At 59.0% G+C, this 26,488-nt stretch carries 24 protein-coding genes; 12 read left to right on the forward strand and 12 right to left on the reverse strand.

All coding sequences use genetic code 11. The annotated features are described in order from the left end of the window. Positions 1 to 10 precede the first annotated feature (10 nt). The 9 genes from ACQZ6F_RS01030 to ACQZ6F_RS01070 all read right to left on the reverse strand — a co-directional run bounded on the left by ACQZ6F_RS01030 (position 11) and on the right by ACQZ6F_RS01070 (position 9,323). Positions 11 to 1,144, reverse strand: coding sequence for an aminomethyltransferase family protein (locus ACQZ6F_RS01030; protein ID WP_449095310.1), 1,134 nt, complete (start codon positions 1,142 to 1,144; stop codon positions 11 to 13). Positions 1,145 to 1,256: 112 nt separating this feature from the next. Next, positions 1,257 to 2,162, reverse strand: coding sequence for a bifunctional methylenetetrahydrofolate dehydrogenase/methenyltetrahydrofolate cyclohydrolase FolD (gene folD, locus ACQZ6F_RS01035; protein WP_449095309.1), 906 nt, complete (start codon positions 2,160 to 2,162; stop codon positions 1,257 to 1,259). A gap of 3 nt (positions 2,163 to 2,165) precedes the next feature. After that, on the reverse strand, positions 2,166 to 3,050 hold the full coding sequence (gene purU, locus ACQZ6F_RS01040; RefSeq protein ID WP_449096320.1) for a formyltetrahydrofolate deformylase: 885 nt from the start codon (positions 3,048 to 3,050) through the stop codon (positions 2,166 to 2,168). A gap of 96 nt (positions 3,051 to 3,146) precedes the next feature. Next, positions 3,147 to 4,454, reverse strand: coding sequence for a type III glutamate--ammonia ligase (glnT, locus tag ACQZ6F_RS01045; protein ID WP_068392489.1), 1,308 nt, complete (start codon positions 4,452 to 4,454; stop codon positions 3,147 to 3,149). An 87-nt stretch (positions 4,455 to 4,541) separates the two neighbouring features. Continuing rightward, on the reverse strand, positions 4,542 to 5,870 hold the full coding sequence (locus ACQZ6F_RS01050; RefSeq protein ID WP_449095675.1) for an FMN-binding glutamate synthase family protein: 1,329 nt from the start codon (positions 5,868 to 5,870) through the stop codon (positions 4,542 to 4,544). Positions 5,871 to 5,885: 15 nt separating this feature from the next. After that, positions 5,886 to 6,572 (reverse strand): GltB/FmdC/FwdC-like GXGXG domain-containing protein, encoded by a 687-nt coding sequence (locus tag ACQZ6F_RS01055; RefSeq protein WP_068392495.1) that lies wholly within the window; start codon positions 6,570 to 6,572, stop codon positions 5,886 to 5,888. A gap of 32 nt (positions 6,573 to 6,604) precedes the next feature. Continuing rightward, positions 6,605 to 7,513 carry a class II glutamine amidotransferase gene (locus ACQZ6F_RS01060; protein WP_449095676.1) on the reverse strand — a complete coding sequence of 303 codons (909 nt, stop codon included), beginning with the start codon at positions 7,511 to 7,513 and terminating at the stop codon, positions 6,605 to 6,607. Between the two features lie 91 nt (positions 7,514 to 7,604). Then, positions 7,605 to 8,288: a helix-turn-helix domain-containing protein gene (locus ACQZ6F_RS01065; protein ID WP_077468247.1), complete on the reverse strand. Its 684-nt coding sequence runs from the start codon at positions 8,286 to 8,288 to the stop codon at positions 7,605 to 7,607. A 75-nt stretch (positions 8,289 to 8,363) separates the two neighbouring features. After that, the gene (locus ACQZ6F_RS01070; protein ID WP_449095677.1) at positions 8,364 to 9,323 is read right to left on the reverse strand and encodes a GlxA family transcriptional regulator; all 960 of its coding nucleotides are present in this window, start codon (positions 9,321 to 9,323) and stop codon (positions 8,364 to 8,366) included. An 88-nt stretch (positions 9,324 to 9,411) separates the two neighbouring features. Between ACQZ6F_RS01070 and ACQZ6F_RS01075 the strand changes: the two genes are divergently transcribed. From ACQZ6F_RS01075 to ACQZ6F_RS01090, 4 genes are read left to right on the forward strand one after another with little or no spacing between them, the layout of a single operon-like run. Further along, the gene (locus ACQZ6F_RS01075; RefSeq protein ID WP_068392504.1) at positions 9,412 to 10,662 is read left to right on the forward strand and encodes a sarcosine oxidase subunit beta family protein; all 1,251 of its coding nucleotides are present in this window, start codon (positions 9,412 to 9,414) and stop codon (positions 10,660 to 10,662) included. A 12-nt stretch (positions 10,663 to 10,674) separates the two neighbouring features. Then, entirely contained in the window at positions 10,675 to 10,953 is a 279-nt protein-coding gene (locus tag ACQZ6F_RS01080) for a sarcosine oxidase subunit delta (RefSeq protein WP_449095678.1), read from the forward strand. After that, entirely contained in the window at positions 10,950 to 13,883 is a 2,934-nt protein-coding gene (locus ACQZ6F_RS01085; protein ID WP_449095679.1) for a sarcosine oxidase subunit alpha, read from the forward strand. The genes ACQZ6F_RS01080 and ACQZ6F_RS01085 overlap by 4 nt, the downstream gene beginning before the upstream one ends. Next, entirely contained in the window at positions 13,876 to 14,421 is a 546-nt protein-coding gene (locus tag ACQZ6F_RS01090; protein ID WP_449095680.1) for a sarcosine oxidase subunit gamma, read from the forward strand. The genes ACQZ6F_RS01085 and ACQZ6F_RS01090 overlap by 8 nt, the downstream gene beginning before the upstream one ends. Before the next feature lie 39 nt (positions 14,422 to 14,460). Here the strand turns inward: ACQZ6F_RS01090 and ACQZ6F_RS01095 are convergent, their stop codons facing one another. Continuing rightward, on the reverse strand, positions 14,461 to 14,991 hold the full coding sequence (locus ACQZ6F_RS01095; RefSeq protein ID WP_449095681.1) for a nucleoside 2-deoxyribosyltransferase: 531 nt from the start codon (positions 14,989 to 14,991) through the stop codon (positions 14,461 to 14,463). Positions 14,992 to 15,268: 277 nt separating this feature from the next. Here ACQZ6F_RS01095 and ACQZ6F_RS01100 point away from each other — a divergent pair, with 277 nt between their 5' ends. The 4 genes from ACQZ6F_RS01100 (at position 15,269) to ACQZ6F_RS01115 (ending at position 19,789) form a co-directional block, all read left to right on the forward strand. Next, a complete protein-coding gene (locus ACQZ6F_RS01100) occupies positions 15,269 to 16,516 on the forward strand; it encodes an adenylate/guanylate cyclase domain-containing protein (protein ID WP_449095682.1) in 1,248 nt (415 codons plus the stop codon). 251 nt (positions 16,517 to 16,767) lie between these two features. Then, positions 16,768 to 17,289, forward strand: a complete 522-nt coding sequence (locus ACQZ6F_RS01105; protein ID WP_077468240.1) for a DUF992 domain-containing protein — start codon at positions 16,768 to 16,770, stop codon at positions 17,287 to 17,289. Between the two features lie 213 nt (positions 17,290 to 17,502). Beyond that, entirely contained in the window at positions 17,503 to 18,735 is a 1,233-nt protein-coding gene (gene pepT, locus ACQZ6F_RS01110; RefSeq protein ID WP_449095683.1) for a peptidase T, read from the forward strand. 280 nt (positions 18,736 to 19,015) lie between these two features. After that, positions 19,016 to 19,789, forward strand: a complete 774-nt coding sequence (locus ACQZ6F_RS01115; RefSeq protein WP_077468238.1) for a hypothetical protein — start codon at positions 19,016 to 19,018, stop codon at positions 19,787 to 19,789. Positions 19,790 to 19,890: 101 nt separating this feature from the next. Here the strand turns inward: ACQZ6F_RS01115 and ACQZ6F_RS01120 are convergent, their stop codons facing one another. Further along, positions 19,891 to 20,505: a hypothetical protein gene (locus tag ACQZ6F_RS01120; protein ID WP_077468237.1), complete on the reverse strand. Its 615-nt coding sequence runs from the start codon at positions 20,503 to 20,505 to the stop codon at positions 19,891 to 19,893. Between the two features lie 142 nt (positions 20,506 to 20,647). Next, positions 20,648 to 21,271 carry a glutathione S-transferase family protein gene (locus tag ACQZ6F_RS01125; protein ID WP_449095684.1) on the reverse strand — a complete coding sequence of 208 codons (624 nt, stop codon included), beginning with the start codon at positions 21,269 to 21,271 and terminating at the stop codon, positions 20,648 to 20,650. 280 nt (positions 21,272 to 21,551) lie between these two features. Between ACQZ6F_RS01125 and ACQZ6F_RS01130 the strand changes: the two genes are divergently transcribed. The 4 genes from ACQZ6F_RS01130 (at position 21,552) to ACQZ6F_RS01145 (ending at position 26,477) form a co-directional block, all read left to right on the forward strand. Further along, entirely contained in the window at positions 21,552 to 22,457 is a 906-nt protein-coding gene (locus ACQZ6F_RS01130; protein WP_449095685.1) for a hypothetical protein, read from the forward strand. 391 nt (positions 22,458 to 22,848) lie between these two features. After that, entirely contained in the window at positions 22,849 to 23,346 is a 498-nt protein-coding gene (locus tag ACQZ6F_RS01135) for a Csu type fimbrial protein (RefSeq protein ID WP_449095686.1), read from the forward strand. A gap of 25 nt (positions 23,347 to 23,371) precedes the next feature. Further along, the gene (locus tag ACQZ6F_RS01140; protein ID WP_449095687.1) at positions 23,372 to 24,091 is read left to right on the forward strand and encodes a fimbrial biogenesis chaperone; all 720 of its coding nucleotides are present in this window, start codon (positions 23,372 to 23,374) and stop codon (positions 24,089 to 24,091) included. Continuing rightward, positions 24,063 to 26,477, forward strand: a complete 2,415-nt coding sequence (locus ACQZ6F_RS01145; RefSeq protein ID WP_449095688.1) for a fimbria/pilus outer membrane usher protein — start codon at positions 24,063 to 24,065, stop codon at positions 26,475 to 26,477. The genes ACQZ6F_RS01140 and ACQZ6F_RS01145 overlap by 29 nt, the downstream gene beginning before the upstream one ends. Positions 26,478 to 26,488 lie beyond the last annotated feature (11 nt).

Below are 26,488 nucleotides of genomic sequence, written 5' to 3' on the forward strand. Positions count from 1 at the left end.
GAGCGCCTCCTTAGCCGATGGCCGTCCTCTTCTTCTTCTCCGGATCGTCGAATGGCAGCGTATGCGCGATGGCGCTTGCCTTCAAGCTCTTGCCACGCACCTCAAGCTTGGTGCCTTGCACTGCCTTGTCGACATCGAGACGAGCGATCGCCATCGATTTCTTCGTCAGCGCAGAATAGCAGGGGCAGGTGATGACGCCGACCTTCTTGCCATCGGCAAAGACTTCGTCGCCGAGATCGGCCGGGCCGTCGGCATCGATCAGCATGCCGAAAATCTTGAAACGCTCCTTGCCCTTGAGGCGGGCATGTTCCTCGGCACCGCGGAAGCCGGTCTTGCCGGGGCTGACTGTAAAGTCGAGGCCGAGTTCCCAGAGGCTGTCGCCGGGTGGCTGATCGGCGAAAGGATACATCTGCGAGTTATCATAGGGGTAGAAGAGCAGATAGCTTTCGACGCGCAGCATGTCGAGGACGCTGAAGCAGCAGGGAATGATCCCCATCTCCTTGCCCTCAGCGACGATGCGATCCCAGACCATCGCGGCATCCTGGCCGCGTACGAAGATTTCATAGCCGCGCTCACCGGTATAGCCGGTGCGCGAGATCATCACAGGGGCGCCGAATAGCGTCGTCTGCATGTGATGGAAATATTTGAGATCGCGGATCCCAGGCACGTATTTGGCGAGATAATCGACGGCGACCGGGCCTTGCAATGAGAGGTCGTGCAGATCGTCGTCGAATAGGACGGCGCAGTTGCGGCCGGCTGCCTGCTTGACGAGTTCCTCGTGGCCGGAGCCAGAACCATGCACCAGCATCCAGGAATTCGGGCCGGTACGGTAGACGATGCAGTCGTCGGTGAAGTAGCCGCGATCATTCAGCATCGCGGCGTAGACCGAGCGGCCGGGATAGATCTTCGACATGTCACGGGTGGTGATATGGTCGAGCACGGCGATGGAGTGCGGGCCGACCAGATGCACCTTCTTGAGGCCGGAAACGTCCATCAGCCCGGCCTTGGTGCGGATCGCGACATGTTCGTCCGACATGTCCTTCTCGTAGGTCCAGGCGGTTCCCATGCCGCTCCAGTCTTCGAGTTTTGATCCGAGAGCACGGTGCCGGTCCGCCAAGGCGGAGAAACGCCATGATAATGCCATTTCGTTCCCTCATTTTCTTCTATGGAATAATTATTTCCTGACTATAGTCGTCTTTCATGCCTTGGCAAGCCGATCCGAGTGGTTTTTTGTCATCGCCCGGACGGCATTTTGTTCAAAACTTCGGCGGCTTCCGACCGGCGGTGCGATGAGCTGCAATGACGGTATTGGCCATCAGCATGGCAATCGTCATCGGCCCGACACCGCCGGGAACCGGCGTGATGGCAGCGGCGACATCGGACGCTTCCGCATAGGCAACATCGCCCACCAGACGGCTCTTGCCCTCGCCCCGCTCCGGTGCCGCAATGCGGTTGATGCCGACATCGATGACCGTTGCGCCTGGCTTGATCCAGTCGGCCTTGACCATCTCCGGGCGGCCGACGGCGGCAACCAGAATATCGGCGCCGCGCGAGACCGAGGCCAGATCCTTCGTCCTCGAATGCGCCGTCGTCACAGTCGCATTGGCATTGAGCAGCAATTGCGCCATCGGCTTGCCGAACAGGTTGGAGCGGCCGATGACCACGGCGTTCAGCCCCGACAGGTCGTCGCCATGAATACGGCGCACCAGAAGCATGGCGCCGGCCGGCGTGCAGGAGATCAAGCCGGTTTCAAGATCGCCGGTTGCCAGCTTGCCGGCATTGACCACATGCAGACCATCGACATCCTTGTCCGGCCGGATCGACTGGATGATCGGATCGGAATCCAGATGCTTCGGCAACGGCAGCTGCACCAGAATGCCGTGGATGGAGGGATCTTCGTTCAGCGATGCCACGAGGCTTGCGAGCGCGTCTTGCGTCGTCTCAGCGGGCAGCGTGTGCTGGATCGACTTGAAGCCGCATTCCTTGGCCATCTTGCTCTTGGAGTTCACATAGGCGTGGCTGGCCGGATCGTCGCCGACGATCACGACCGCAAGTCCGGTCTTCACGCCGGTCTCCGTCTCAAGCCCTGCCGCCGCCACCTTCACAGCCTCGATCACCGAAGCCGCTGCAACCTTGCCGTCGATCACTGTCGCGACAGCCATGGCTCAGCCCATCCGCTCGGACGCGTAGGAGCCCGGGCTCGCCGGGAAGACGACGGTGCGGTTGCCGTTGATGAAATTGCGGTGATGGATATGCGCATGGATGGCACGGGCGAGAACCTGGCTCTCGACATCGCGGCCGATCGAGACGTAATCGTCGGCCGACTGCGCATGCGTGATGCGCGCCGTGTCCTGCTCGATGATCGGACCCTCGTCGAGATCGGCGGTGACATAATGCGCCGTCGCCCCGATCAGCTTCACGCCGCGCTCATAGGCCTGCTTGTAAGGATTTGCGCCCTTGAAGGACGGCAGGAAGGAATGGTGGATGTTGATGATGCGGCCAGACATCTTCTGGCACATCGAATCCGACAGGATCTGCATGTAGCGGGCAAGCACGATCAGTTCCGTGCCGGTCTGCTCGACAACATCCATGATCCGGGCTTCCGCCTCCGGCTTGTTGGCCTTGGTCACCGGAATATGGTGGAAGGGGATGTCGTGATTGACCACGACCTTCTGATATTCGAAATGGTTGGAGATGACGCCGACGATGTCGATCGGCAGCGCGCCGATCTTCCAGCGATAGAGCAGGTCGTTCAGGCAATGGCCGAAGCGCGAGACCATCAGCAGCACCTTCATGCGCTTCTTGGCGTCGTGGAACTCTGAAGCCATGTCGAACTTGGTGGCGATCGGCCTGAAGCCTTCGGCCAGCGCCGTCTCGCCGACCCCTTCCTCGGAGATGAAGGAGACGCGCATGAAGAACATGCCGGTGTCGAGGTCGTCGAACTGGCTGGAATCGACGATGTTGCAGCCCTGGTCGGCCAGATAGTTCGAAATCGCCGCCACGATCCCGCGTGTCGACTTGCACGCAACTGTCAGTACATAGCTCTTCATGATGATCTTCCTCCGCCGTCTTAGGCCAAAGCTGCGCCGCGCCGGAGCATAAAACTCCGGCACACGCACTTATCCGGGCAATCGTCCGCTCCGCGCTCAGATATCGAGCGTGCTGTCGCGCTCCCACTGCGTGAAATGCGAGCAGTAGGCGTTCCATTCCTGATGCTTGAGTTTCAGGTAGGCCGCGGAGAATTCCGAGCCGATGGCTTCCTTCAGGCCCTCGTCCTCGTCATAGGCTCTCAGCGCATCAAGCAGGTTGAGCGGCAGGCGCGGCGCATTCTTCACCAGATGCCCTTGCGCATACATGTCGATATCATGATGCGGACCGGGATCGGCCTTGTTGCGCAAGCCGTCGAGGCCAGCGGCGATGATGATCGCCTGGAGCAGATAGGGATTGACCGCACCATCAGGCAGGCGCAGTTCGAAGCGACCGGGACCCGGCACGCGCACCATGTGAGTGCGGTTGTTGCCGGTCCAGGTTACCGTATTCGGCGACCAGGTGGCACCCGACGTCGTGCGCGGCGCATTGATGCGCTTGTAGGAATTCACAGTCGGATTGGTGATAGCCGCAAGCGATGAGGCATGTTTCATGATGCCGCCGAGGAAGTGCCTGCCTTCGGCCGAAAGACCGAATTCGGCCTCCCTGTCAGCAAAGACATTGGTCCTGCCGTCATTGCTCCAGACGGAGATATGGCAATGGCAACCATTGCCCGTCAGACCCTTGAAGGGTTTCGGCATGAAGGTTGCGCGCAAGCCATGCTTTTCGGCAATGGACTTGACCATGAACTTGAAGAAGGAATGCTTGTCTGCCGTCTGAAGGGCGTCGTCAAACTCCCAGTTCATTTCGAACTGGCCGTTGGCGTCCTCGTGGTCGTTCTGGTAGGCGCCCCAGCCGAGTTCAAGCATGTAATCGCAGATCTCGGCGATGACATCGTAACGGCGCATCACGGCCTGCTGATCGTAGCAGGGCTTTTCGGCAGTGTCGTATTCATCCGAAATCTTGCCGCCATCGGCGGTGATCAGGAAGAATTCGGCCTCGACGCCGGTCTTGACCCGCTTGCCTTCCGCTTCGGCCTGCTTGACGAGCTTCTTCAGCACGTTGCGAGGCGCCTGGGCGACGATCTCGCCATCCATCATCAAATCGGCGGCAACCCATGCAACCTCTTTCTTCCATGGGAGCTGGATGACAGAGGATGGGTCCGGCACGGCAAAGAGGTCGGGATGGGCAGGCGTCATGTCGAGCCAGGTGGCAAAACCGGCAAAGCCCGCGCCATCCTCCTGCATTCCGGCAATCGCCTGGGCCGGCACCAGCTTGGCGCGCTGACCGGAAAAAAGATCGGTGTAGCTGATCATGAAATATTTGATGCCTTTGTCTTTCGCAAAAGCAGCAAGATCCAGTGTCATTCTCGTTCCCCTTTGGATTTCTTCGAGACACTTCGATGTATGCATGCAGCCGCCGGGCTCTTCGGCCCGATCGGAAAAGTCACTTGATTAGTAGCCTCCCTTGCCCGGATACCAGTTGGTGCCGGCAAGCGGGATCTGCGCCATGGCCGCGGCCTCCATCGTCAGCGCGCACAGGTCCTCCGGTTCGAGATTATGCAGATGATTCTTGCCGCAAGCACGCGCAATCGTCTGTGCTTCGAGCGTCATCACCTTAAGATAGTTGGCGAGGCGTCGGCCAGCAGCGACCGGATCGAGCCGCGCGGCAAGTTCCGGGTCCTGCGTGGTGATGCCAGCGGGGTCCTTGCCCTCGTGCCAGTCATCATAAGCGCCGGCCGTCGTGCCGAGCTTTTGATACTCTTCCTCCCAGCGCGGATCATTGTCGCCAAGCGCAACAAGCGCCGCCGTGCCGATGGCAACGGCATCGGCACCAAGTGCCAGCGCCTTAGCAACGTCAGCGCCGGAACGAATGCCGCCGGAGATGATCAATTGCACCTTGCGATGCATGCCCAGATCCTGCAGCGCCTGAACGGCGGGACGAATGCAGGCAAGCGTCGGCATGCCGACATTTTCGATGAAGACATCCTGGGTTGCGGCCGTGCCGCCCTGCATGCCGTCGAGCACGACGACATCCGCGCCGGCCTTTACCGCAAGGGCCGTATCGTAATAGGGACGTGCGCCGCCGACCTTCACATAGATCGGCTTTTCCCAATCGGTGATTTCGCGCAGTTCCATGATCTTGATTTCAAGATCGTCCGGTCCGGTCCAGTCCGGATGACGGCAGGCCGAGCGCTGATCGATACCCTTCGGCAGATTGCGCATATGAGCGACGCGATCGGAGATCTTCTGGCCGAGCAGCATGCCGCCGCCGCCCGGTTTGGCGCCCTGCCCCACGACGACTTCGATCGCATCCGCACGGCGCAGATCCTTCGGGTTCATGCCGTAACGCGAGGGAAGATACTGATAGACGAGGGTCTGCGAGTGACCACGTTCCTCATTGGTCATGCCGCCGTCACCGGTCGTGGTGGATGTGCCGGCAATCGTGGCGCCGCGGCCGAGCGCTTCCTTGGCATTGCCCGATAGGGCGCCGAAGCTCATACCGGCAATGGTGATCGGGGTCTTGAGCGTGATGGGCTTCTTGGCAAAGCGGCTGCCGAGAACGACTGTTGTGTCGCATTTCTCGCGATAGCCTTCGAGCGGATAACGCGAGATCGATGCACCGAGGAAGAGAAGGTCGTCAAAATGCGGGACCTTGCGCTTGGTGCCGGCACCCCGGATATCATAGATCCCCGTTGCTGCCGCCCGGCGGATTTCTGCCAGCGTATGATCGTCGAAGGTTGCGGATTTGCGGGGCGGCGTCAGCGGGTTGTGATAGCTCATGATGTCCCTTTCGCCTCAGTACGCGTCGGCATTGTCGATATTGAAATTGTAGAGCTTGCGCGCCGATCCATAACGCTTGAACTCTTCCGGCCTGACATCCTTGACGCCAGCCTTTTCGAGAAGTTCGGAGAGCTTGGCGATATGCTCCGGCCGCATCTCTTTCTCGATGCAATCCGAACCCAGGCTCTGCACCGAGCCGCGGACGAAGAGCTTTGCCTCATAGAGGCTGTCGCCCAAGGCATCGCCGGCATCGCCGAGCACCACCAGATGGCCGGATTGCCCCATGAAGGCGGACATGTGGCCGATATTGCCATGCACGACGATATCGATACCCTTCATCGAGATGCCGCAGCGCGAAGCCGCATTGCCTTTGATGACCAGAAGGCCGCCCTGGCCGGTTGCCCCGGCATACTGGCTGGCATCACCCTCGATGACGACGGTGCCCGACATCATGTTTTCCGCGACACCCGGTCCTGCCGAACCATGCACGGTGACCGTGCCGCCGTCGTTCATGCCAGCACAATAATAGCCGACCGATCCTCTGATATCGACGGTGACTGGTGTGTCGATGCCGACGGCAACGGCATGATGGCCGCGCGGATTGACGACCTCGAAGGCGTTATCATTGGCGCCGGCCGAGAGGCTGTGAAGTATGCTGTTAAATTCGCGCAGCGAAGTAACGGATAGATCGAAAACTGGCATGAAAGAACTTTCTCGATAGCACCAGGACTGAACTAGGCGGCCTTTTCGTGATCCCAGAAATAGACGGTGGCCGGCTCCGGCTCCCAGATGCGGGCATCTTCGATACCCGGCAGGCTGACGAGCGCGCGGTACTCGGAACCGAAAGCGACATATTGATCGGTTTCGGCCATGACGGCTGGCTTGCAGGCGATGGGATCGCGAACGACGCCGAAGCCTGACTTCGTGCCGACGACGAAGGTGAAGAAGCCATCGAGATCGCTGAGCGCGCCGGTCAAAGCCTCGCCGAGGTCCTTGCCCTTGGCCATTTCGGCCGTCAGATAGGCGGCCGCGACTTCTGAGTCATTCTGCGTTTCGAAGGTCATGCCTTCCCGCACGAGTTCCCGACGAAGATTGTTGTGGTTCGAGAGGGAGCCGTTGTGGACAAGGCATTGATCCGAGCCGGTCGAGAACGGATGGGCGCCGAGCGTGGTGACGGCCGATTCCGTTGCCATGCGGGTGTGGCCGATGCCATGCGTTCCGGACATGGAGGTGACGCCGAAACGAGAGATGACGTCCTTCGGAAGGCCCGTTTCCTTGTAGATCTCGATGGCGTCGCCGCTGCTCATGACACGAACGTCGGGACGTAGAGCCGTAATCGCCGCCCTGCCCTCATCCAGCTTGTCGCTGGCGAGCGTGATGACGGCATGCGTGCTTTTGACTTCGACCGAAACCGGCGCATCCAGCGCGCGTCTCAAATCATGCTCAAGACCGTCAAAGTCCTTTTTGGGATTGGCTGACTGGACAGTGATCTTGGCATTTTTGCCATCAGCGCCACCGTAAATCGCGATGCCGGCGCTGTCCGGACCGCGGTCCGTCATCGTGACAAGCATGGACGAAAGAAGCGCGCCGAGCTTTGGCTCAAGGCTTTTGTCTTTCAGGAAGAGACCCACAATTCCGCACATGATCAGACCCTCCATTTCGCGTCTGCAAAATGGCTATCAGGTCCGTTTTCGAATTTCAACTGGAAAGAATAATTTTTTCTTTTAAGGCAAGTCAGTCGATCTTGCCGCGTTGTGGGTAACTGATGATCGAGAGGTATTTTGCCGGCAGTTTTACCAGCACTTCCGGGCCATGCGGCGCGTCCGCATCGAAGAACAGGCTGTCGCCGGGTTGCATGGGGAAAAGCTGGTCGCCATGGCGATAGACCACTTCGCCCTCGATCATATAGAGAAACTCCATCCCCTCATGCTGAAAGGTCGGGAAGACGTCGGAATCGACTGTCAGCGTGATCAGATAGGGTTCGACGATGACGCCGCTGGAATTGTTGTCGATATGGCCGAGCAGATTATATTGATGGCCGGCGCGCGTGCCACGCCGTTCGAGCTCCACACCCTGGCCAGCCTTGACGAAAACGGCGTTGCGCGGCTCTTCATAGCGGCGGAAGAAGGCGGTGAGCGGCACGCCAAGCGCGCGGGAGAGCGATTGCAGTGTTGTCAGGGACGGCGAGATATTGCCGTTTTCGATCTTCGAGAGCATCCCGAGTGAAATTCCGGTCGCCGCCGCAAGGTCCGTCACCGTGATGCCGAGCTTCTTGCGATAGGCGCGCACCTCGTGGCCGATCGCCATTTCGAGATTGTTTTCTTTCGGCTCGCGCACTGCGTGCGGATCCTGGGAGAAAGCCGGCCGTCCGCCATGCGGATGCTCTTCGATCAATGTCTTCCCCGGCTTGCTCTTCATTCATAAATCCTTACGGCCATTTATTGTCATGGCCATTCTATCCTCACGGTGAAATTTTCTCAACTGCGACGAAAATTACGCTCTTCGCGTTTCGCTGGGCGCCATACCGTAAAGGTTGCGAAAGGCGCGGGAGAAATGCGCGCCACTGGAAAAGCCGGTGGCAACAGCGATTTCGGAAATCGACAGCGGGCTCTGTTCGAGGAGCCGCCGGGCATGCTGCAGCCGGATGCGGCGATATTGGTCGAGGAATGTCGAACCGAGATGCGCGGCAAACAGCCGGTCGAGATGGCGCGGCGTAACGCCGGCGATCCGCGCCATGGCGGTGCGATCGAGCGGCATCTCGATCGTCTCCTCCATCTTCTCCAGCACGCTCAGCAGGCCGGGATGGTGGACGCCGTAGCGCTCGGCAAGCGAGCCGCGTTGCGGGGCGGTCGGTTCGCCGACTTCCGTGTGCAGATACCAGTCGCTGACGCGGCGAGCGAAATCCGGTCCCATCCGCTCGGAGATCAGCACATGCATCATGTCGAGCGGCGCGATGCCGCCGCCGCAGGTGATGCGGTTACCGTCGACGACGAAACGGGCCTGGCGTGGCGAAAGGGCTGGAAACGACTCGAGGAGTGCCGGTGCATGTTCCCAATGGATGGTGAAATCACGGTCGTCCAAAAGACCTGCGGCAGCAAGCATATAGGGGCCGCCTGAAATGCCGCCGATGCGCACCCCCTCACGTGCCAACTGCCTGAGGCAAGCCAGCACCGCCGAATAGTGCCAGTCGCGTGGCGATCCGCCTGCGCACACGAATACCGTGCCAAGGCCGGAACCTCGCCCCGGAAGCGGCGCTGCTGGAACGGGTACACCGCCGGAGGACAGGGCGGATGCACCATCTGGCGAGAAGCTCGACAGTCGATAGATCTCACGCCCGGCCAGCAGATTGGCGGCGCGCAGCGGCTCGCTCGCCGAAGCATAGGACATCAGCGCGAATCCCGGGATCAGGATGAAGCCGATATGCTGGAGGTTTTTGGCGTCGACCGAAGACATGTCCTTTTTCTATCTAAATATGTCCTGAATAGGCAAGTAGACATTTCTTACCCTGTCATCATCAGCGCAATTCCATCTGGATGAATCCATGCGCTATTCCGCTCTCTCCATTCTCCTCAACGGTCTCCGCGGCAATGCCGGCTGGGCTCCTGCCTGGCGCCAACCCGAGCCGAAGCCGCATTACGATGTCATCATCGTTGGCGGCGGCGGCCATGGATTGGCGACGGCGTATTATCTTGCGAAGACCTTCGGCATCACTAACGTTGCCGTTCTGGAAAAGGGCTATCTCGGCTCCGGCAATATCGGCCGCAACACGACGATCATCCGGTCCAACTACCTCCTGCCCGGCAACAACCCGTTCTACGAGCTCTCGATGAAGCTCTGGGAGGGGCTGGAGCAGGACTTCAATTTCAACGCCATGGTCTCGCAGCGCGGCGTGATCAACCTCTTTCACTCCGATGCACAGCGGGACGCTTATACGAGGCGCGGCAACGCCATGCGTCTGCATGGCGTCGATGCCGAATTTCTCGACCGGGAAATGGTTCGCCAGAAACTGCCCTTCCTCGATTTCGATAATGCCCGCTTTCCCATCATGGGCGGCTTGTTGCAGCCGCGCGGCGGTACGGTGCGTCACGATGCAGTTGCCTGGGGCTATGCGCGCGGCGCCGACAGCCGCGGCGTCGATATCATTACCGGCTGCGAAGTCACAGGCATTCGTAGCGAGAATGGCCGGGTGACCGGCGTCGAGACAACAAAAGGCTTCATCGGCTGCGGCAAGCTGGCGCTTGCGGCAGCCGGCAACTCCACCGTCGTCGCCGACATGGCCGGGCTACGTTTGCCGATCGAGAGCCATGTGCTGCAGGCTTTCGTTTCCGAAGGCTTGAAGCCTTTCATTGATTGCGTCGTTACCTTCGGTGCCGGGCATTTCTACGTTTCGCAGTCGGACAAGGGCGGCCTCGTCTTCGGCGGCGATATCGACGGCTATAATTCCTATGCGCAGCGCGGCAATCTCGCGACCGTCGAGCATGTCGCCGAGGCTGGCGTCGCCTTGATCCCGTCGCTGACCCGCGTGCGCTACCTGCGCAGCTGGGGCGGCGTGATGGATATGAGCATGGACGGCTCGCCGATTATCGATCGCACCCACATCGACAATCTCTATCTGAACGCCGGCTGGTGCTATGGCGGCTTCAAGGCCACACCGGCCTCTGGCTATTGCTACGCCCATCTGATCGCTCGCAACGAGCCGCACGAAACGGCCACGCAACTGCGCCTCGACCGTTTCCGGCGCGGCTATCAGATCGATGAAAAAGGTGTCGGCGCGCAGCCGAACCTGCATTGAGGACATGACGACATGGCAAGCCTGATTTCCTGCCCTCACTGCGGTCTTCGCCCGAAAGAGGAATTCACCATCAAGGGCGACGCGAACCTTGTTCGTCCCGCGTCAGATGCCGGTTCCGACGTCTGGTATGATTATGTCTATCTACGCGACAATCCGAGGGGTCGACACAAGGAATATTGGCACCATTCCTCCGGCTGCCGGCGTTGGCTGGTCGTCGAGCGCGATACGGTCACCCACAAGGTCCATGGTGTGAGCGACGCAGCGCTTGCCAAGCTCGGAGGCCAGGGATGACCAGTTCTCGCCTTTCTTCCGGTGGCCGGATCGATCGTTCCAAGACCCTCAGCTTCAGTTTCGATGGTCGCGATCTTCAGGGCCACCCTGGCGATACGCTTGCCTCTGCCTTGCTCGCCAACGGTATCCAACTTGTCGGGCGCAGTTTCAAATATCATCGGCCACGCGGCATCCTGACGGCAGGAGCCGCCGAGCCCAACGCCCTTGTGACAACAGGCGCAGGCGGGCGAACGGAAGCCAACAGTCGCGCCACGATGATCGAGCTTTATGACGGGCTGATCGCGCGCAGCCAGAACCGCTGGCCTTCGCTCGGCTTCGACGTCGGCGCCGTCAACAGCCTGCTCTCCCCCTTCCTCAGCGCCGGCTTCTACTACAAGACCTTCATGTGGCCGGCCGGCTTCTGGGAGAAAGTCTACGAACCGATCATCCGCAAGGCTGCCGGTCTCGGCAAGGCATCCTACGAATCCGATCCGGACTCCTATGAAAAATGCTGGGCGCATTGCGATCTGCTCGTCATCGGCGCAGGGCCGACGGGGCTTGCCGCCGCATTGACGGCGGGGCGTGCAGGCGCACGAGTCCTGCTTGCCGACGAGGGTTTTGTCTTTGGTGGTGGTCTGCTTGCAGAACGCGAGTCGCCACTCAGTGACATTCTTAAGGAACTTGAAAGCCTGCCGAACGTCCAGTGCCTGCCGCGCACGACTATTATCGGCTGGTACGACGACAACGTCTTCGGCGCCGTGGAACGTGTGCAGAAGCATGTCGCGGCACCCGACACACGCCGGCCGGTTGAGCGTCTTTGGCGCATCATCGCAAGGCAAGCCATTCTCGCTACTGGTGCGGAAGAGCGGCCGCTCGTCTTCGGCGGCAACGATATTCCGGGCGTCATGATGGCAGGTGCCATGCGCAGCTATCTGAACCGTCAGGCTGTCGCCCCCGGGAAGCGGACCGTTGTGTTCACCACCAACCAATCCGGCTATCGGACAGCCGCCGATCTCGAAGCTGCGGGCGTCGAGGTTGCCGCCATCATCGATAGCCGCTCCGGCGGAAGCGATGCGTGGGCGGGTAAGGCCCGAGTGTTGACAGGTGCTTGCATCGTCGATGCGCATGGCGGCAAGCATGTGCGCGGCGTGAGCATCGCGAGTGCTTCGGGCACGCAAAAGATCGAGGCCGATGCGCTTGCCATGTCAGGCGGCTGGAGCCCGATCATTCACCTCGCCTGCCATCGCGGAGGAAAGCCCGTCTGGTCCGACAGGCATGCAGCCTTCCTCGCGCCGGAAAGGCAGGAGGGGCTGTTCGTTGCGGGCTCTGCTGCCGGTCTTGCCTCGACGGAAGCGTGCCTTGGTGATGGTGCGAGCAAGGCAGTGGAAGCGCTCAAGGAGATCGGCTTTGCCAAGGCGGAGCCGGCCTTTGCTTCCGGAGAAGATACCCAGTCATCCGCCTCGCCGCTCTGGTCCGTCAAGGGAGGCAAGGGCAAGGCTTTCGTCGATTACCAGAACGACGTTCACCTCAAGGATCTCGGTCTTGCCGTGCGCGAAGGCTACGGTCATGTCGAGCTTGCCAAGCGCTATACGACGAATGGCATGGCGACCGATCAGGGCAAGCTCTCCAATATCAACGCCATCGGCATTCTCGCCGAGGCGCGCGGTGTCTCGCCTGCGGAGGTCGGCACCACAACATTCCGGCCCTTCTACACGCCGGTTTCCTTCGGCGCCCTCACCGGTTCGTCGCGCGGCAAGCATTTCCAGCCAGCCCGCAAATCCCCGCTGCATGGCTGGGCGAAGAAGAATGGCGCGGTCTTTGTCGAAACCGGGCTCTGGTATCGCTCCTCCTGGTTCCCGCGCGAAGGAGAAAAAACCTGGCGCGAAAGCGTCGATCGGGAAGTTCTCAACATCCGCAGGAATGCCGGCATCTGCGATGTCTCGACGCTCGGCAAGATCGAAATTTTCGGCAAGGACGCGGTGACCTTCCTCGACCGAATCTACTGCAACGGTTTTGCCAAGCTTCCGGTCGGCAAGGCGCGTTACGGCATCATGCTGCGTGAAGACGGCATGATCTATGACGATGGCACCACCAGCCGCTTGAGCGAAGATCATTTCTTCATGACCACGACGACGGCGCTTGCCGCCGGTGTGCTGACACACCTCGAATTCTGCGCCCAGACGCTTTGGCCCGAGCTCGAGGTCTATTTCGCCTCATCGACCGATCAATGGGCACAGATGGCGGTCGCGGGGCCGGAAGCCCGCGCCATCCTGGCAGAGATCGTCGATGACGACCTTTCGGACGCCGCTTTCCCTTTCATGAGCGCACGCACGGTGACGCTGTTCGGCGGCAAGCTCGAGGGACGGCTGTTTCGCATCTCGTTTTCGGGTGAACTTGCCTATGAGCTCGGCGTACCCGCCGCATACGGTGAGTCCGTCGCCGATGCGATCATGCACGCAGGACAGAAGCATGGGATTTGCCCCTATGGCGCCGAAGCGCTCGGCGTCATGCGGATCGAGAAGGGCCATGTCACTCATGCCGAGATCAACGGCACGGTGACGCCGGGCGATCTCGGCTTTGCCCGCATGGTCTCCTCAACAAAGGCCGATTTCATCGGCAAGGCGATGCTTGCGCGCGAGGGCCTTCAGGCCGCTGACCGTGCTCGCCTCGTCGGCGTCAAGCCGCTGGATCCGGCAACAAGCTTCCGCACTGGCGCCCATATTCTGGCGGAGGGCGCGGCAGCGACGCTCGAAAACGATCAGGGTTATGTGACCTCCAGCGCCTTCTCACCAAGCCTTGGCCATACGATCGGCCTCGCACTGGTCAAGAACGGACCCGAGCGGATCGGCGAGAGAGTCCTGGTCTGGAACGGCCTTCGAAACGAATTCACCGAAGGGCAGCTCTGCAGCCCGGTCTTCATCGATCCTGAGAACGAGAAGCTTCATGCCTGATCTCCTCGAAAGAAAACCCGTACTCGCTGGCAAGGCCGCTCTGCATGGGCCGAGCATCCGGCTTGAAGCTTTGCCGGAGGGGCATATGCTGCATGTAATGGGAGCGCTCACGGCCGACGGGCTTGAGGCGCATCTTTCCGCAGTGGGCATCAAGGAAAGTTCCGTACGGCCGGCCGGATACCGGCAATGGTTCATTGCCGGTAAAGACGTGCTTCCCAATACGATTGTGAACCAGCTTTCCAATGCTCTGGTCGGCAGCGCCTTTGTCTCCGACCAGAGCCATGGCCGCATCCGGATCGGCGTTTCAGGCCCCCTTGCCACCGAATTGCTGAGCAGGGGCACAGCCGTCGATCTTCATGCTTCGGCTTTTCCTGAGGGACACGCGGCCATGACCCTCTTCGGCCATATCTCAATACAGCTGACACGCACCGGCGCCGAAGACTTCGAGCTGACGGTACTGCGCAGCTTCGCGGAATCTCTTTATGAGGAACTTGAGGCGCTGGCGCTTTCGCTGGGTGCCGAGCGCCTTGCATCCTGAGCCTATCAGGATCCGAGGCAAATCGGCCAAAGGCTCGATTCAGGCTCGAGCGGTCGTCTTCAGCAGTCTTTGCGCCGCCAGATTCAGGCACTCTTCAAACGCTGTCAGGTCGAGGAACAACTGATCCGGCGCCACCTTGCGGGTGATTATGGTGCCGTTGCGCGCCGCGATGCTTCCATCGAGCATCAGATTGTCGATCATGTCGAAATTTTCCAGCGACAATCCATCCGGTCCGCGGTGGCGCCCATCGGGACCGAGCTGCACGTCGCCGCCATGGAGACTGCTCACCCGCTCGAAATGGTTTTCCGCGCAATTGGAGAAAGCAAAGGCTGGACAGCCGCGGGCACACATGAAGCCAAGCTCGAAGACCGTGCCGACATCGGCCGATATGCCGCGAAACGGCGTCAGATTGGCGATGATCAGATCGGCGCTCGACATCAGGCTTTCGTTGATGGCGCTGATGGCGAGGCCGTGCTGGTATCTCGTTTCGGTTTCCGGGATGGTCAGATCGCCGGGTGACACCGGAGTGAAACCATAGCTGCGCGCCAGGGCAATCTTGCAGTCCAGCATTTCCCTCGCATTGGGGAGGAAAACCTCCGGACCTGCCAAATATGCTCTCAATGCTTTTTGCCTTTCCGACAGACCGTTGCAGCGCGGAAGCTGCAGAACCATATGAGGCATATGACCGATTCAGCGTTTTCGCGCCATAGTCGAGCGCACGGCTGACAAAATTGCGAAATCGGGGCAAGTGCCGTTCCCGGCAAATCACAAGGGGCGTATGTTCACACCTTGAACCGGGGCGTTAAGACAGCCGATGGCAGGCGAAGAAATTTGTGGGGTAAAGGAAATGCAATCTTCTAGTGAAGCAGTGGCTAGCTTGGAAAAAGACGATTATGGCTGCTGGCCGACGAAACAGAACAAGATCCTCGATTGGCTGATGAATGATGTTCGCGATCAGCGTTTCATAGACAATATTCTCGTAGAGCTGTGCGAGAAGCTCGTGGCTGCCGGAATCCCCGTTGCACGATCGAGCATGCATTTCAGGACGCTGCATCCGCAGTGGCTCGGCGCGCGGATCCTCTGGCGGACAGGCATGAAGGAAGGCGATATCGCCACATTCAGCCACGGCGTCGACAAGACGCCGCAGTTTCTGGCAAGCCCCATCAATGAAATCTTCAATGGCGCAACCGAAGTCCGGAAAAATCTCGAGGTTCCAAATGGGGAGCAATTTGCCTATCCGCTCTACAGGGAACTGCATGCGGAAGGATTGACCGACTACATCGCCTGGCCGATTTACCACACGCTTGGCAAGCGTCATATCGTCACCTTCTCCTCGGATGCGCCCGGCGGCTTTACAGAAGCGCACATCACTGTCCTGAAGGATTTGCTCCCGGCCCTGACGATGGTGACCGAAATCAGGTTGAAGAACATCATGGCGCGCACACTATTGCGCACCTATGTCGGGCCGCATGCCAGCGAACAGATCCTTGCCGGCGCAACGACGCGTGGCAGCGGCGCCACCGTCGGCGCGGCCATCCTGATCTGCGATCTTCGCGACTTTACCACCATCTCTGATATGTGGCCGCGCGACGACGTCATCGAGTTGCTCAACGGCTATTTCGACGCGATGGTCGACCCCATCGAAAAGCATGGCGGCGAAATCCTGAAATTCATGGGCGACGGCTTGCTCGCCATCTTTCCGCTTAGCAACCCCGATGCCTGCCACAATCTGCTCCTTTCCATCAGCGAGGCGCAGGCGGCGGTCACGGCATTAAACGAGGAAAATCGCAAGAACGGTCGCGAAGTGCTTCGCTATGGCGTCGGCGTTCATGTCGGTGACGTGATGTACGGTAATATCGGTTCGCGCACCCGTCTCGACTTCACCGTCATCGGTCCGGCCGTGAACATCGCTTCGCGCCTGGAAACGCTGACCAAGGAAGTGAAACGGCCGGTGTTGCTGTCCAAGGCCTTCGTCGAAATGGCTGGCTGCCAGCGCGATATGGAAAGCCTGGGCGCCTTCCCGCTCAAGGGTCTTGGCGAACCGGTCGACGTTTTTGCTTTCACAGCCAAAGAGAAGCTGCTGCAGGAAGCGTGATCAAGGAAAAATAGGGACTCGTCTGTCTTGCGTGGCCGATTTGACGCGGCGCGATTCAGTCGGTTGCAAAACGTGAAAGGCAAGGGGCTGCCACTGCAGCCGCCGCTCCCTATATTGTTTGAGGGATCATGACGATAGCCGCCTTATTTTTGGGATCGTTCTGCGATTACAAGCGTTAGGTAGAGGTTGATTCTATCGGCTCGACCCGAGGGTGCCCGCCACCCATAAATACTCTGACAAGGAGAAAACAGATGAGAAAAATTCTGACACTGGCGTTTTCAGCCGCATCGTTGATTGTCGCCGGCACGGCAGTGGCACGCGCGGCGGACCTGCAGACCTACCGCGAGGACGATACCGACCAGCGCAATGGCGTCAAGATCGGCTACCTCGATTGCGAAATCGGTGGCGGTGTCGGCTATGTCCTCGGCTCGGCCAAGGAAGTGGATTGCACCTTCCATTCGACGGTCGGACGCGCACGCGTTGATCATTACACCGGCGCGATCAGGAAGATGGGCGTCGATCTGGGCTTTACGACTCGCAGCCGGCTTGTCTGGCTCGTCTTCGCACCGACAGCCGGCTATCATCGCGGCTCTCTGAGTGGCCTCTATCAAGGTGCAACCGTTGAAGCGACCGTGGGTGCCGGCGTCGGCACGAACATCCTCGTCGGTGGCACGGCTGGTTCCATCCAGCTTCAGACCGTGAGCGTGACGGGTCAGCTCGGCCTCAACGTCGCAGCGACCGGCACCTCGGTAACGCTGACCGCGACCGAGTAAGGTTTTACAGCCCGGATGAATATACGGCCGCCCCGTTACAAGACGGGGCGGCCTTTTCATTTGGCCGGCGTCGCTGTTTCGCAGTGGCCGTCAGCGGATATCTGCATCGTCCCCAGGATCGTCGATTTTCTTTTACAATAATGGATTCACGCCTGCGTCTTCGGCGGCTATAGCTGTCAGCGCAAGGCCAAAACCATACCGGAGCCAAACCCCATGACCGATACCGTCACCGATCGTTTCCTTCGCTACGTCGTCGTGGACACGCAGTCCGATGCGTCTTCGACCACACAGCCGTCCACGGAGAAGCAGAAGAACCTCGGGCGGATTCTGGTCGAAGAATTGCTGGCGATCGGCTTGAAGGATGCGCATCTGGACGAGCACGGTTATGTCTACGCGACCATTCCGTCCAATGTCGACAAGCCGGTTCCGGTGATCTGCTTCTGCTCTCATATGGATACCGCGCCAGATTTCACGGGCACGAACGTCAAGCCACAGGTCCTGCGAAACTATGGCGGCGGCGACATCAGGCTCACGGGCGACCCTCAACAAATCATTCGCGTCGATGAGCACCCTGCCCTGCGCGACCAGCTCGGCAACGACATCATCACCTCGGACGGCACGACGCTGCTGGGTGCCGACGACAAGGCGGGCCTCGCCGAAATCGTGACGGCGGCTCAGTATCTCGTCGACAATCCCGACATCCGCCACGGCACGATCAAGCTCCTGTTCACGACCGATGAGGAAATCGGCCGCGGCGTCGACAAGGTGGATCTGAAAAAGCTCGGCGCGGAATTTGCTTATACCGTGGATGGCGAAACTGCCGGGCATATCGAGGATGAGACTTTTTCGGCGGATGGCGTCGAAATCGTGATCCAGGGTGTTGCCATCCATCCAGGCTTTGCCTTGGGAAAGATGGAAAACGCCATCAAGATTGCCGGCGCGATCATCGACAGGTTGCCGAAGGACCTGGCTCCCGAAACGACGGCTGGCCGAGATGGCTTCATTCATCCGACCGGTGTCAGCGGTTCAATGGAAAAGGCCTCGCTCGGCCTCATCATCCGTGACTTCGATGACGCAGGGCTCGCCGTCAAGGAGGCGATACTGGAGCAGATCGTCAAGGACGTCATGACTGCTTATCCCGGCTCTTCCTACACATTCACAGTCAGGCATCAGTACCGCAACATGAAGGTGATCCTCGATCGCCATCCGCAGATCGCCGATTATGCCGTAGAGGCAATCCGGCGCGCCGGCATGACGCCGGTGCGCGGCAGTATTCGCGGCGGTACGGACGGTTCAAGACTCTCCTTCATGGGTCTTCCATGCGCCAATCTTTTCGCCGGCGGCCATGCCTTTCACTCACCGCTTGAATGGGTTAGTCGGCAGGATATGGAAAAGTCGGTCAAGACGCTTGTCGAATTGGCAAAGATCTGGGCGGAGCGCGCATAGTCGCTCGCTCCTTCAGAATAGATTTCGTTTTTAATACTCAAGCATAATAGCCCTGTTGCAAGATAAGGCATCTCTACCGGTTGGAGGTTGGTAGCGTTGTCATTGTGCAAGGCATTCGTGTAAAATGTTATTGCAGCATTACTAAATTAGATTATACTGCAGGTTGGTCTTGGGAGGAAAGAACAATAAGTTTGTCCATTCATTCCAACTCTACGGCGCGCGCGCTCCGAATATCAGAAACTGGCTATTCAAGCAGCCAAAACTGAAACGGAGTTTAGTCATGAGAGTAGGATCTTCACGGATAGCGATTGTCGCATCCGCATTTCTTCTGTTGACTTCGACTGCTTATGCAGAGCCCGGCGGCGGAACGGATCACGGTGGCGGCCGGTCCGGAAGCAGTGGTGGGCTCGGCGCGGGTCTTGGCGTCTCCATTGGTGGAATCAATGCGGGCCTGGGTGCCGGCCTAGGCTCCAAGGGGCTTGGTGTCGGTGCTGGCGCTTCCGTTGGCGGCGCGAATGGCGTCAATGCCGGCTTGGGTGCCTCGGTATCCGGAACAAGTGGCGTCAATGCGGGTGTCGGTGCATCCGTCGGCGGATCCAACGGCATTAATGCCGGCGTCGGCGCATCGGCCAATACTGCCGGTGTCAACGCAGGCCTCGGAGCCTCTGTCGGTGGGTCCAGCGGCGTCAATGCCGGTGCTGGCGTTTCGCTCGGCGGATCCGGAGTTGGCGTCGGGGTCGGTGTGGGAGTCGGTGGCTCAGGTAGCGGTACTGGAGGGACTGGCACAGGCACTGGTTCAGGCACTGGTACTGGTTCGGGCAGTGGTACTGGAGTGACAACTGGCGGAACGAACGGCACGGGCGGCTTCGGGCTCGGCTCAGGAAGTACCGGTTCAAGCACCCGCACCCTGACCGCTTTCCACACAATGTCGAGCGCCGAGCAGAAGCGCATGCTGATTGCCTGTCGTCAGGTGACGGCCTCTGGCAATTTTGACTCTGGCCTTGTCAGCCTTTGCCGGCTGCTGCGCAGCACCGCGAGCGCTGGTGGACTGTAATCGCCATCCCATGGACACGGCTGGTTATGGCAGAAATAAAAGCACCCGTTGCCGTTCAAATACGGCAACGGGTGCTGATATCTGTTTCCGAAGTTCTCGATTTACCAGTCTGCGTTCGCGACATCGTCAAGCGCCTGTCGGCTGCGGCGAAGCATGATGACAGGAGCATCCACAGCTCGGCTTAACAGGTGGCGCGCGCCGGCCAGCGGGCGAAAACCTACTTTTTCCTCCGCAACCGGAGGCGGTTCGTTGGCCACCAAAGGCGGCTCGGCCTGGGCATATTCCGGACCTCCGGCAATCAAGGGGTCGCGTGTTTCACACTGCGGCAGGCAACGGTCGAACCGCGCGACATCGCCGGAAGCCGCGACCTTGGCCTTGGCCGTATCGGAACGCGAGGCAATGTGCTTCGCCGGCGCTGGAGTTTTGACCAACGCCAATGGAGATGGGGTCGGGACCGGCACAGTCATCAATTGCCGCGCGGGGCTTGCATCGATCGCGACCTGCAACTCGTTTGGCGCAGGATGCTGCAGGGATTTTGCGCTGCTGATTGCGATGCGACCGCTCTCATCGAAGAACCGCATGGCGCGCTCCGTCGGGGCGGTTTCAACGATCAGATAGAGAGCACCAACCACCGTTCCGCAAACCGCAAGCGCCGAGCCCAGCCTTCGGGTCGCCTCGCTTTGGCCATTCCACCATCCCACAGGCTGCGTATCCATCGACCGCTCCTTTTGACAAGATCTCAACTGGCCATTTTGGGGAGAACTGTGGCGCGGCTTTTACCGAAACATGGCTAATTGCAGACCTTTTGCAAAGAAATGTTGATGGAAATGACTGATTGACCGGTTCAACGCAGACGATTCATGGGCCGCCATTCAATCCGAATTCCCTGAAGCCCGCCCGCGAGCATAGCCGCTCGTAGTAATCCTCGATGATGGGCAGGTCTGGCCTTGCCGCCGGCAGCGCTCGCCAGCGATGGATCGAGAGGCCTATGGGAATATCGGCAAGCGTAAAACTGCCGCCGCAGACATAACCACCGCTCCGATCGATCTGCGCGGCGACACGGCCGACCAGATCGGAAAATGTGTCCAGGGATTGAGCGATAGCGGTCTTGTCCTGATATGCCGGATTCTTGCGCACCAAAGCCTGGAAGGCGACGCGCCAACTATTGTTGAAATCGGAAACCTGCCAGTCCATCCACTTCTCGATGGAGGCGCGCTGCTTCAGATCATCCGGCAAGAGATCCGTACGACCGCGGCTCGCCGCAAGGTAGCGCAGTATCGTGTTCGATTCCCAAAGGATGAAACCGTCATCATCGATGACGGGCACCATACCGGCCGGATTGAGGCGCAGAAACTCCGGAGACGATGTCGGGCGTGTGCCGCCGCCCCAATCTTCGGTGCTGTAGTTCAGACCGAGTTCAGCGCAAAGCCATAGAACCTTGCGCACATTAATGGACCCGCGATAACCAAAAATCGTCAACATTACAGGGGATGCCTTCACTTCGCTTCAGCGCGATAATCGCGGCAGCACGTCGGGAAGCAATTTCTAAATTGTCATTGATACAATTCGGGAATCGGCCGGTTTCTCCGAGCCTTCCGAGCAAGCACCTGATGCAGGATCGCATCATTAAGCTTTATCCTTAAAGTTAATCGGGAGTGTCAGCAGACAAGCAAATGATCTTGTGATCTTATTATGCTGTGGCTGGAGCTGGGGACTGACCACGATTTCTTTATGAACCTCAAGGCAATGAACTGCGGCGCCCATGGTATTAACGGCAAACGAGCTTGGTCGTAACGAACATTTTCTTTCGGCTATACTGCATAGTGCGCATGAGCTTATGGCTATTTACAGCGAGAATCCTCGCATAGCCTCGATTATGGCGGCTCAACAGCGATGGCTTCTTGCGCATGCCGGCTTCTCGCTGTCTCTCGGCTATCCGGATGAGCCGATACCCGGACTTTATAGTAGCCGCTTCATCGACTTCGCGGTGAAACATGGCCTTGCCAGCCGCAACACGGCAGCTGCCTTCCTCAAGGAAATGCAGGCCTACAAGTTTATTCAGCCTGTACCGCGCAGCTCGGACCGCCGTATCACGCTGTTTGAGCCATCTGCGCTTACCCGTGAATATATGGCGCGTTGGCTTCACACGCATCTCATCGTGCTCGACACGCTCGACGGCGGCAACCGGATGGCCAAGGTCGCCATAGATCCGGATGTCATCTGGCAGATGCATCCCATCATCGCCAAGCGCATCATAGATAGCGACATTCTTCGCAATCCTGGCGTGACGTTCAGCCTGTTCAATTGGGCGACATCGGGCGGTGCGGTCATGGATTACCTCATTTCACGGATAACCTCGATCGATTTTGCCGCCGACAAAGTACTGATCGGCCCACTGTCGATGAAGGTAATGCAGAGCCAATTCATGATTTCCAGAACGCATCTGAAGCGGCTGTTCAAGCGGGCAGCCGAATTCGGCAGCGTTGGCTGGGTAGGTGCGCCCGGGAAGAGCGGCTTTTGGCTATCCCATACGTTCGTATCGGAGTACTGGAACTATCAAGCCGAGAAATATGCGATGATCGACGCCGTAAGCCACGCGATGCTTTCCGGCTCCAGCGACAGCCGCGAGAGATCGGATACGGCAATGTTGGGACTGACCAGTAACTGAAGATCTACGGTTTACCCATTCATTCCATGAAGGCGCCGAGAATATGCGACATATACTGCCCAAAGCGTAATCTCTTTGTCGCGATCGAATGGAATCACATTCTATTTATTATCACTGTTGAAAGTCGGCGGTCGCTAGAAGTCAAAAAGGTATTCCCGCTGTAATTGTTGAATCGCAAGACTGATGAATCGACATAACGTTAACCATATTTCTCAAAAATAACGTTTATATACAAGTATGCGCTAAATAAATTTGGCCTATACTGCCGCCTTGGCTCTTTGATACTGCCTCACCACGTACACTCGGTTTCTACCTCATTGCCAGAATCGATAACATATGATTAGTTTCTTATATTCTGATGTTTTCGAGAATGTGGTTAGGGGGATTGCGAATGCTGAGAGTACTACGTGGCGCCGTTCTTTTGGGTGCCGCTATGATCATCGCAGAACCATCCGCCATGGCCGCCACTGCGACCGGCAATATGAATGTTCGCATCACCATTCAGGCTCAATGCGTGATCCAGACCGCCAGTGATCTCGATTTTGGCACCAATGGCGTCATCGCCACCAATATCGACCAGACGAGCACCATAGGCGTCCAGTGCACAACAGGGCAGACCTACAATATCGGCCTGAGCGCTGGTTCAGGATCTGGCGCGACGACAGCCGTCCGCGTCATGACGGGTCCGGCGTCGGCGACGATAAATTATGGTCTCTATCGTGATAGTGCGCACCTGCAGCCATGGGGTGTGACGATCGGTACAGACACGGTATCGGACACCGGTAACGGCAGCGTCAAGAACGCTACCGTCTATGGGCGGGTTCCTCCGCAGACAACACCGGCTCCCGGTGTCTACACCGACATAGTGGCGATTACCGTCACTTACTAAAAACCGATAGGTCCAGGAGGCTACCATGCAACGCAGGTTGCCACGCATTGCTGCGACTATGTTTCTGCTACTGAGTACCTATGGCGTAAACGCTGCGTCATTAAGAGTGGCGCCCACCAGTCTTGAGCTTATTGCGCCGGCCGGTACCGCAGTCCTCAATCTCGCCAATGACGGGGACCATCCCATCAATGTCCAGATGCGCATCTTCAAGTGGAGCCAGACGGGCGGCGTAGAGAAGCTTGAGCCGACAAGGGACGTTGTTGCCAGCCCGCCTTCGGCCAAGATGAGCGCCAACGGCCAATATGTCGTGCGGGTGGTTCGCACCAGCAAAGCCCCGGTGCGGTCGGAGGAGACCTATCGCGTCATCGTTGATGAACTGCCGGATCCAGCGCGCGCTCGTGCCGGAACGGTAACGCTGATCATGCGCCACTCTATCCCCATTTTCTTCAAGAAGGCCGATGTGAAGCCGGCCGATGTCTCGTGGAACGTCAGCAAGCAAGGCAACAGCCTGGTTCTGACAGGCAAGAATAACGGCGGTAGCCGTTTCCGGCTGTCGAACGTAACACTCGCACAGGGAGCTGCAAAAATCGGTAGCCGCAACGGCCTAGTCGGCTACGTCCTGAGTGGCGCGACGATGCAATGGCCCATCGCGACCGCAAAGCCTTTATCCGCCAGCGTTGTCACCTTGCAAGGCCAGAGCGATCTTGGGCCGTTCAATGCGAACATCGCCGTTACCAAGCGTTAGGGCCGGCACCGTTCTTGTAAGCATCCTTCTTTCGGTTTCGGTGCTGCGTGCTCAGGAAGTCCCAAATCTGCCGGCAGCTGTTGTAACCGCCGACCAGCCCGCCGGCACGCGTGACGTCTACCTTGAAGTATTCATCAACAATGTTTCGATGAAGATGATCGGTAATTTCAAACAGCGCCCGAATGGTTCGCTCGCAGCAACGGCCGAGGAACTGCGCGAAGTCGGCATAAAGCCCCCAGCAGACGCCGACGAAAACAAGCTTATCGAACTCGGTGCCCTGCCCGGCCTGTCATATCAGGTCGATGACCAAACCCAGCGGCTCTATGTCCAGGCGACCGACAAGGGACGTGCGCCCCACGTGATCAATGTCAGGCAACAGGAGGAGAGCAAGATCCCGACACCGCAATCGGGCTACGGCGCTGTGCTCAACTACTCGCTTTTTGCCAGCTCCAACAGTCTGTTGAAAAGCGATACAGACATCTTCCAGGGGATATCCGGCTCATTTGATGCCCGCATTTTCAGCCCATACGGCACGCTCAGCCAATCTTTCCTCGCCGGCTATTCCAACGGCAGTCTCGACGGCGTGACGCGCCTCAATACCACCTGGAGCTATTCGGATCCGAAAAATCTGGTCACTTATCGCGCCGGCGATCTGACCACCGGCGGCCTGTCATGGACGCGGCCGGTCTATTTCGGCGGCATCCAGTTCCAACGCAATTTCGCGCTGCGCGCCGATCTGGTGACCGAACCCCTGCCCGCTTTCGCAGGAAGTGCGGCCGTTCCCTCGACGCTGGAGATCTATACGCAGAATGTCAGGACCTATTCCGGCGACGTCCCCGCCGGACCGTTCGAGGTTACCAACCTGCCTGTCTTCTCCGGCGGAGGACAGGCAACCGTCGTGCTGCGCGACAGCCTCGGGCGGGAAACGACCCAGACATTGCCGTTCTATTCTTCCAATCTGCTCTTGCGGCGTGGCCTTATGGATTTCTCCGCGGAGCTCGGCACCCCCCGGCGCAATTTCGGAACGGAATCGGACGACTATGACGGCCGGATCATGGGCGTCGCCACCGCTCGCTACGGGTTGACCGACTGGCTGACACTGGAGGGGCATTTTGAAGGCGGCACGGATCTGCTGAACGGCGGTGTGGGTGTCGCCTTTCCGGTAGGGACCTGGGGCGTGGCATCGGTCGCGGGTGCGGGAAGCAAGAGCGGCGACCGGTCCGGCGCGCTACTGAATGCCTCGCTGGAACTGGACTATGCCAGATGGTCCTTCTATGCGCGCATGCAGCGTGCCTTCGACGATTACGATGACATCGCATCCGTTTCCGCCAAACCAACGGCCAGCACCTCGGGAGAATTTACGATATTCAGCGCCGGCGTGCCGCGTGCCTTAGATCAGGTCACCCTTAGCGTACCGACGCCGCTCGATCTTTCCAGCCTCAACCTTTCCTACACGCGGCTTGAAAGCGCCGATCGCACCAAGAGCAATATCGCCAGTCTTTCCTATAGTCAGACGTTCAAGCGCATGACGCTCTACGCTACTGCATTCACCGACCTTGAGGACCGCAGCAATTTCGGCATCTTTGCCGGTATTTCAGTCCCCTTCGGCGGCAACATCAACGCGAACACCGGCGTTCAGAGCGGCCCGAACGGTCTCGATGTCGTCGCCGATGTCTCGAAGTCGCTACAGCAGGAAAATGGCAGTTTCGGCTGGCGGCTGCGTACATCCGAAGGTCAGGATACCAACCGGGAGGCGGCAGTCAGCTATCGGGCGCCATTTGCTCAGTTCGAGGCCGGCGTTCAGCAGCAGGATAAGGATGCACGCGCGACGGCACGAATGGATGGCGCCATCGCCGTCGCCGGAGGAAGCGTCTTTGCAACGAACCGCATCGACGATGCCTTCGCTGTTGTCGATGTCGGTGCCCCAGATGTTGAAGTTCAACAGCAGAACAGGCCCGTCGGTAAAACCGGTCAAAGCGGCCGGATCCTGGTGCCTAACCTCAACTCCTATGAACCGAACACGGTGTCTATCGATCCGAAGAATCTTCCAGTCGATGCCGACGTGCCGGCAACGAAGGAAATTGTCGTCCCGGCGGACCGCAGCGGTGTCGTCGTCAAGTTCGGCGTGGCCGAAGCGCCGCAGGCTGCATTGGTCACGATCGAGGATAAGACCGGTGCATTCCTGCGGGCGGGGCTCAGCGGCAAATTGCAGGGCGCGGATGAGGAGTTCGTCATCGGCTATGACGGCCAAGCTTATATCCGCGGCCTGCATGGGCAAAACACCATCGAGGTGTCGCTGGAGGACGGAACGAAATGCCACGCCCAGTTTGCCTACAAGCCGCAGCGGGGACAGCAGGTTGTTATCGATAATGTCAGGTGTTTTTGAGAGGGAGCTGG

The sequence above is a fragment of the Rhizobium sp. A22-96 genome (assembly GCF_053521805.1).